The organism is Pseudomonas sp. PDM26, from assembly GCF_019219185.1.
Taxonomy (GTDB): domain Bacteria; phylum Pseudomonadota; class Gammaproteobacteria; order Pseudomonadales; family Pseudomonadaceae; genus Aquipseudomonas.
In genome coordinates this window covers 1-494 of the sequence record NZ_JAHUWC010000045.1, presented here as the reverse complement: position 1 = coordinate 494, position 494 = coordinate 1, and the positions used below count along the sequence as shown (strand labels likewise).

Annotated in this window: 1 protein-coding gene; it reads right to left on the bottom strand. The window is 62.8% G+C overall.

Features of this window, described 5'->3' with window-relative positions:
• On the bottom strand, nucleotides 1-494 hold a 494-nt coding region (locus tag KW849_RS31010), incomplete at both ends, for an NAD(P)(+) transhydrogenase (Re/Si-specific) subunit beta (protein WP_218433902.1).

Sequence of the window (494 nt, the reverse complement as noted above, 5' to 3'; positions counted from 1 at the left end):
GCCTTGACCATGTCTTCGATGACCTTCTTGGCGTCGCCGAACACCATCATGGTCTTGTCCAGGTAGAACAGTTCGTTATCCAGACCGGCATAGCCGCTGGCCATCGAGCGCTTGTTGACGATGATGGTCTTGGCCTTGAACGCCTCGAGGATCGGCATGCCGGCAATCGGCGATTTCGGATCGTTCTTCGCCGCCGGGTTGACCACGTCGTTGGCACCCAGCACCAGCACCACGTCGGCCTGGCCGAACTCGGAGTTGATGTCGTCCATCTCGAACACCTGGTCGTAAGGCACTTCGGCCTCGGCCAGCAACACGTTCATGTGCCCGGGCATCCGACCGGCCACCGGGTGGATCGCGTACTTCACGGTCACGCCGCGGTGGGTCAGCTTCTCGGTCAGTTCTTTCAGCGCGTGCTGGGCCCGCGCGACCGCCAGGCCGTAGCCCGGCACGATGATCACGGTGTCGGCGTTGGTCAGCAGGAAGGTCGCGTCGTC